Origin of the sequence: Mesorhizobium sp., assembly GCF_005063415.1 — a bacterium.
Taxonomy (GTDB): Bacteria; Pseudomonadota; Alphaproteobacteria; order Rhizobiales; family Rhizobiaceae; genus Mesorhizobium.
Genome location: NZ_SUEG01000014.1, coordinates 11,589 through 17,999, shown reverse-complemented (window position 1 = coordinate 17,999; position 6,411 = coordinate 11,589). Strand labels below are relative to the sequence as shown.

Sequence of the window (6,411 nt, the reverse complement as noted above, 5' to 3'; positions counted from 1 at the left end):
GCAGCAAGCCAACGCACTTGTCGAAGCCACGCATCCGGTTCTGCGGCCAACAATCCTGCTTGGCGACCTCAACGAATGGCGCGTCCGCAACAGGTCTTCGCTGCTGGCCCTGCTGCCGCATTTCGGTCCGATCGATGCGGTTCTGCCGAGCTTTCCGTCGCGCTTTCCGCTGTTTGCGCTCGACCGCATCCTGGCCAGGCCGCCACACCTGATTTCCAGCATCGAGGTACACAAAACGCCGCTGGCGCAGCGCGCCTCCGACCATCTGCCGATCAAGGCGCGGCTGAATCTGGACGCCATAAGGCAGCCGCGACTGCAACCAGAATGAACCTGAAAGGTTGTTAGTCAGATTTCAGGTTGTTCGGTTCGCTGATATTGCCGGTGCACTTCATGGATACAGCCATTTCACGGTTTGCCCAGGACAAGATCGCGGCCGGCAATAGCGGGCTGCTGCTGATCGCCGACAATTACGACGCGTTTGCCGCGCGAATCCTCGCCGCGCGCAGTGCTACCAGCAGTCTCGACCTGATGTACTATCTCTGGCATGACGACCACAGCGGCCGGCTGCTTATGCAGGAGGTCGTCAAGGCGGCGGAGCGCGGTGTCCGCGTCCGCATGCTGCTGGACGATATAAATCCGCGCAACAGCGACGCTGCTTACCTGGCGCTCAACAGCTACAAGAACATCGAGCTGAGGCTGTTCAACCCCAGCGGCATGAGGAACGGCAGCATCTTTCGCTCGCTGGAGATGGTCGCCCGGCTGTTTGCGATGACCCGCCGCATGCACAACAAGGCCTGGATCGCCGATGAGAGCTTGGCCATCGTCGGCGGAAGAAATATCGGCGATGCCTATTTCGACGCTGCGGAGACGAATTTCCGCGATCTCGACCTGTTGCTTCTCGGTCCTGCCGTAGGGCAGACGATGCAGATCTTCGAGGCGTTCTGGAATTGCGAGGCGGCAAAGCCGATCCAGCTGCTCAACCCGGCTGCGGCGGGCTCGCGCGCCGATTTCCTCGACAATCTCGACGCGACTGCGGACGGCCAGCTTTTGAACAGCCTCAGTGCCTGGCGCACGATCACGGAGTTCATTGCAGCGCACAGCGACGTCTGCTGGACGAAAGGCGTTCGCGTCATTTCCGATCCGCCGGAAAAGGTTCGCGGCAAAAGGCGCAGGAACTGGCTGACCAAGGAGCTGCTTCCCGCTATCGCGGCGACCAGGCAGCGCCTCGAAATCGTCTCGCCCTATTTCATCCCCAGCCGCACCGGGTTGGCCATCCTGTCGAAGCTGGTGGACCGTGGCGCCAAGGTTGCAATCCTGACCAACTCGCTCGCCGCGACGGACGTCGCCGCCGTGCACGGCGCCTATGCCAAATACCGCCGCAAGCTGCTTAGAAAGGGCATCCAGCTGTTCGAATTGCAGCCCTTCAACCGCCAGGCCAACATCTCCGTTTTCGGCTCAAAGGGGGCCAGCCTTCACACCAAGGCCTTCACGGTCGACGACACGCTGGGGTTTGTCGGTTCCTTCAATTTCGATCCGCGTTCGGTGTCGTTGAATGCGGAAATGGGCGTGCTTTTCCACGATACCAATCTGGTGATGGAGTTGCGCCGGCGGTTCGAGCGCGAAAAATCGCCGCAGACCAGCTACCAGCTGGTCCTGGACAAAGGCGCCTTGCGGTGGCTCGGCATAGCGGATGGCGAGATGCGGCAATATTCGCGTGAGCCCGAGGCCAGTCTCTATCGGCGCATCGTTGCAGCGCTGGTCGGGTGCCTGCCGATCGAATCGCAATTGTAGAGGCGACGGATTTGTCCGAACGCAACTCTTTGTCGGAACGGAACTCCGGGATCACGAGTTGTAACCGTTGTCCGGAGCATGCCGATGAAGACCACGATATACAGTTTTCTTGCTGAGCTCTTGCCGTTCTGGATGGCGCATAAACGCAAAATGCGCGCCGACCGCGCCGCCGAGTGGCCAACACGACCGGCCGCTGCGGATGACGATGTTCGGCCGTCAGGCGATCCGAATCGCGCAACACCGGCGCGACGGGGCAACACGTCCTAGGGCGGGATGTCTTCAAATTAGATCCCGCTCCAACTGTTTGGTTAGCCGCATTTCTGCGGCGCCAAATGATTCCACTTGACTGCAAAAGCTCTGGCTCCTCGCCGATCACGCTATCGTCAAGTGTCGCAATTCGAAATCCGGCGTTACCAAGCATCCATTTTGCAGCACGTACGTTAATGTGCACTACAGGTTGCCGCTATAGGTGAGCGCCATGAGTGCTAGTGCGATAGAATTCTTGCAGGACTGGATCCACGAAAACATTCATCTACCGCCGCCTCCGATCAAGCTTGAAAAGGAGGCGGAAATCCTTGCCAGGGAATGCAAGGAAGAGGCGGCAGACGCCGGCGTCTCCATAGAAGACATCGAGGAAGAGGTTGGCGACCTCAAGGATCTGCTCGTCGCCAAGCTTGAAGACGCAGCCGAGGACGAGGCCGGGCAACTCAATGGCAAGGGGCGCGACATGAATAGGACGGATGGAGCCAACGGGCCGGCGACCCTGCAGAACAATCTGTGACTCAGGGCGGCCGAACGAATGCGCCGCTGAGGGAGCCGCAATCTCCTAGGCTTTCAGGGGGTCCTTACTGCAGCCGGTGCCGTGGGTCAGACTTCGCACGATCCGCCCGGGCTGAACGAATGACGCCATCGCATAAACCTTTTCGCCGGACACGCGTTGTTGGGTTTCAAGCCAGGGAGATGACCATGCAGATGAAATCGGAAATCGCCGGCGAGGCCGCCAAGCAGCGGCACATCCAGCGCCGTATCGACGAGAAGGACAAGTCCAAATCCAATGGCAAGCAAAAAGGCGCCATGCAGGCCGGTGCCCGCAAATATCCCGAGCCGCCCTTCCCCGAGCAGCACCAGCCGAAGCCGGGGCATGAATGGGCGATCGAGCCGGCGCCGCTTTACGATGCGCCATTTTATATCGGATCGAAAAAGCTCGACGGCAAAGTGGCCGTCATTACCGGCGGCGACTCAGGCATCGGCCGTGCGGTGGCCGTGCTCTATGCGCGTGAAGGCGCCGATGTGGCGATCATCTATCTCTCTGAGGATAGGGACGCCAAAGATACCAAAAGGGCCGTCGAAGCCGAAGGCCGGCGCTGCATCCTGATCAAGGCCGATGTCAGCGAACGCGACCACTGCCACAACGCGGTGGCTGAAATCGTGCAGGAGTTTGGGCGGATCGACGTGCTGGTCAACAACGCCGCTTTCCAGATCCACTCCAGCGATTTCAGCGAGCTGACCGAGGAGCATTTCGACACGACGCTGAAGACCAACCTCTACGGCTATTTCCACATGGCGCAGGAGGCCGTGCCGCACATGAAACCCGGTTCGGCGATCATCAATACCGGTTCAGTGACCGGCATCGAGGGCTCGAAACAACTGGTCGATTACTCCATGACCAAGGGCGGCATTCATGCCTTCACCCGCGCGCTCTCGGGCAATCTTGTCGAAAAGGGCATAAGGGTCAACGCCGTGGCGCCAGGCCCGGTTTGGACGCCGCTCAACCCCTCGGACAAGGAAGCCGGCGATGTTTCGAAATTTGGCGCTGACACGCCGATGAAACGGCCGGCCCAGCCGGAGGAGATCGCGCCAGCCTACGTGTTCCTGGCCTCGCCGCACTGCTCGAGCTATATCACGGGCGAGATATTACCGATCATCGGCGGTTACTGACGGCATGTATTTCATAGCCCTGGCCACTGACTACGACGGTACGCTGGCGCATGAAGGGGTCGTTGCCGAGAAGACTCTTGCGGCCCTTGAACGCTTCAAGAAGAGCGGCCGCAAGCTCATTCTCGTCACCGGGCGCGAGCTGCCCGACCTGAAGCGTGTCTTTCCCGAAATCGCGATCTTCGACAAGGTCGTCGCGGAAAACGGCGCGTTGATCTACACGCCGGCCAGCGAGGAGGAGCGGGCGATATCTCCGCCGCCCGCCCCCGAGTTCATCGCCAAACTCAGGAAACGCGGTGTCAAACCGCTTTCGGTCGCCGCTCGATCGTCGCAACCTGGGAACCGCATCAGGCTACCGCGCTCGAGGTCATCAAGAAATTGGGGCTGGAGCTGGAAATCATCTTCAACAAGGGCGCGGTTATGATCCTGCCCAGCGGCATCAACAAGGCGACCGGGCTGACAGCCGCGCTTCAGGACCTCCGATTGTCGCCGCACAACGTCGTCGGTGTCGGCGACGCCGAAAACGACCACGCCTTCCTGCGCGCCTGCGGGCTCAGCATCGCCGTCGACAATGCACTTGCGGCGGTCAAGGATACAGCGGATCTTGTGACACGCGGCGCGCGCGGAAAGGGCGTCGAGGAGCTGATCGACAAACTTATCGAGCGCGATCGCGAGCTTGTTCCGAGCCGCGACGGCATTCTGCTTGGCTCGGATGACGGCAAGGAGGTGCATCTGTCGCCAACCGATACGGTGCTGATCGCCGGCAGTTCGGGTATCGGCAAATCGACCTTGGCGACCGCACTGACGGAGCGCTTCGTCGAGAGAAAGTTCCAGTTCTGCATCTTCGATCCGGAAGGCGACTATGACGGCCTCGAAGGCGCCGTCCGGCTGGGCGACGGCTCGAATGCGCCGACGAAGACGGAGCTGCTCGATCTCCTGGAGAAGCCGGACAACAACCTGGTCGTCAACGGCCTGGCGCTGCGCGTCAATGAGCGGCCGGACTTCTTTGCCGACCTGCTGCCGGGGCTTGGTAGCGTTCGCTTCCGCACGGCACGACCACACTGGCTGATCATCGACGAAGCGCATCACCTCTTGCCGAAGCGGCGCGACGACACGCCAATGGTGCTGGCCATGGAATTGCCGGGCACGATCCTGATCACGGTTCATCCGGACGCGATCTCAACCGAGGCATTGCGGCTGGTCACCGCCGTCATCGCACTCGGCCCCAAGGCGAAAAAGGTCATCAAGACGTTCTGTCACGAGACCGGCACCGAACCGCCAAAGGACAAGGACCTGAACTCTCCAAAAGACGAGCGCGTGCTGTTCTGGCGGCCGCAGGCGCGCAAGAAACCCGCGATGGTCGAGCCGATCGAGCCGCGGCAGTCGCTCAAGCGCCACAGCCGCAAATATGCCGAGGGCCAGCTCGACGAGAAGGGCAGCTTCTACTTCCGCGGCCCCGACAATGCGATGAACCTCCGCGCCCATAATCTGATGATTTTCGCCCAGATCGCCGAGGGCATCGACGACAAGACATGGGAACATCATTTGCGCGCCGGCGACTATTCCGAATGGTTTCGCCACCAGATCAGGGACAAGGCACTGGCGCGCGAAACCGCCGAAGCGGAGAAAGACGGCACACTTTCGGCGCATGAGAGCCGCAACCACGTCCTGGACGCGGTGCGCCGCCGCTATACCGCGCCCGCGACCGCGCCGAAGGAATAGATGCAAACGGCGCCCAGCCGGTCCCAAGCCGGCTGGGTTCACCTCGTGGTCGATCTCCGTCCCGAGCCGGCAGAAGACTGAGTCCCAGCCGGTTCCAATCGTCGATGGTCCATCGTGGAACCTCATCCGCCAAACGAGATTGTCTTCTATCGGGCGCCAGATCCATTCAATGCTGAATAATTGCCCGGAAGGAGACGATGGATGAGCAACGACCGGGACAAGAATGGTCCTGTCTTTTCGGCGGAGCAGGCGCGGCAGGGCGAGATCATCCTGCGGACGCGGGCGCGCCGGATCATTTTCATCGCCGGCCTGGTGGGTCTCGTCTTGCTGGCATTGCTGGTGTGGTGGATTTGAATTCCTGACGGCTGGAGCGAAATCATGAAATCACAGCTTGTTGCCGAAAGCGCCGGACAGAGAACGTTCGTCGTTGTGCTTGATCCCGGCGAAGAGGCGTTTGCGCAGCTGACGTCGTTTGCGGTCGACCGTGGCGTCGGCAGTGCGTCGCTGACCGCGCTCGGCGCTTTCGAAAGGGCAACCGTCGGCTGGTTCGACCCTGGAGAAGGACCTACCGGAAAATCCCCGTCCAGGAACAGTGCGAAGTGCTGAGCGCGATCGGCGATGTTGCCATCGGCGACGACGGCAGGCCCAGCTTGCACGTCCACGCAGTCCTTGGATTGAGTGATGGCACCACGAGGGGCGGTCATCTGCTGGACGGCATCGTGCGGCCGACGCTCGAGGTCACATTGGTGGAGACGCCTGGCCATCTGCGCCGCAGGCACCGCCCCGAACTCGGCGTCGCCCTGATCGACTTGGAGGCTTGATCCGAGCCGATCACTTCGTTGATTTGACTGCGGCCGTTTCGGGTCCGACCTCCCAACCGAAGACGCTGCGGCCGCCGAGCAGATGCGATTGCTCGAACTCCCCGGCGACGATTTCCTTCAAGCTTGGGCCGGTGACATAGCG

Annotated in this window: 4 protein-coding genes and 4 pseudogenes; 7 read left to right on the top strand and 1 reads right to left on the bottom strand. The window is 61.1% G+C overall.

Annotation, left to right across the window (positions count from 1 at the left end; translation table 11 throughout):
• The 7 genes and pseudogenes from E5W70_RS06410 to E5W70_RS06380 form a co-directional block, all read left to right on the top strand.
• A pseudogene (locus tag E5W70_RS06410) lies at positions 1-328 on the top strand (hypothetical protein); the annotation flags it as partial.
• A 62-nt stretch (positions 329-390) separates the two neighbouring features.
• A complete protein-coding gene (locus E5W70_RS06405) occupies positions 391-1,791 on the top strand; it encodes a phospholipase D family protein (RefSeq protein WP_292655422.1) in 1,401 nt (466 codons plus the stop codon).
• Positions 1,792-2,269: 478 nt separating this feature from the next.
• The gene (locus E5W70_RS06400; RefSeq protein WP_292655420.1) at positions 2,270-2,572 is read left to right on the top strand and encodes a hypothetical protein; all 303 of its coding nucleotides are present in this window, start codon (positions 2,270-2,272) and stop codon (positions 2,570-2,572) included.
• Between the two features lie 185 nt (positions 2,573-2,757).
• Positions 2,758-3,729, top strand: coding sequence for an SDR family oxidoreductase (locus E5W70_RS06395; RefSeq protein WP_292655417.1), 972 nt, complete (start codon positions 2,758-2,760; stop codon positions 3,727-3,729).
• Positions 3,730-3,733: 4 nt separating this feature from the next.
• A pseudogene (locus E5W70_RS06390) lies at positions 3,734-5,448 on the top strand (HAD family hydrolase).
• 201 nt (positions 5,449-5,649) lie between these two features.
• Positions 5,650-5,802, top strand: a complete 153-nt coding sequence (locus tag E5W70_RS06385; protein WP_292655414.1) for a peptide ABC transporter permease — start codon at positions 5,650-5,652, stop codon at positions 5,800-5,802.
• 24 nt (positions 5,803-5,826) lie between these two features.
• Positions 5,827-6,269: pseudogene (locus E5W70_RS06380) on the top strand (PPC domain-containing DNA-binding protein).
• Positions 6,270-6,279: 10 nt separating this feature from the next.
• Here the strand turns inward: E5W70_RS06380 and E5W70_RS06375 are convergent.
• Positions 6,280-6,411, bottom strand: a pseudogene (locus E5W70_RS06375) (DUF763 domain-containing protein); the annotation flags it as partial.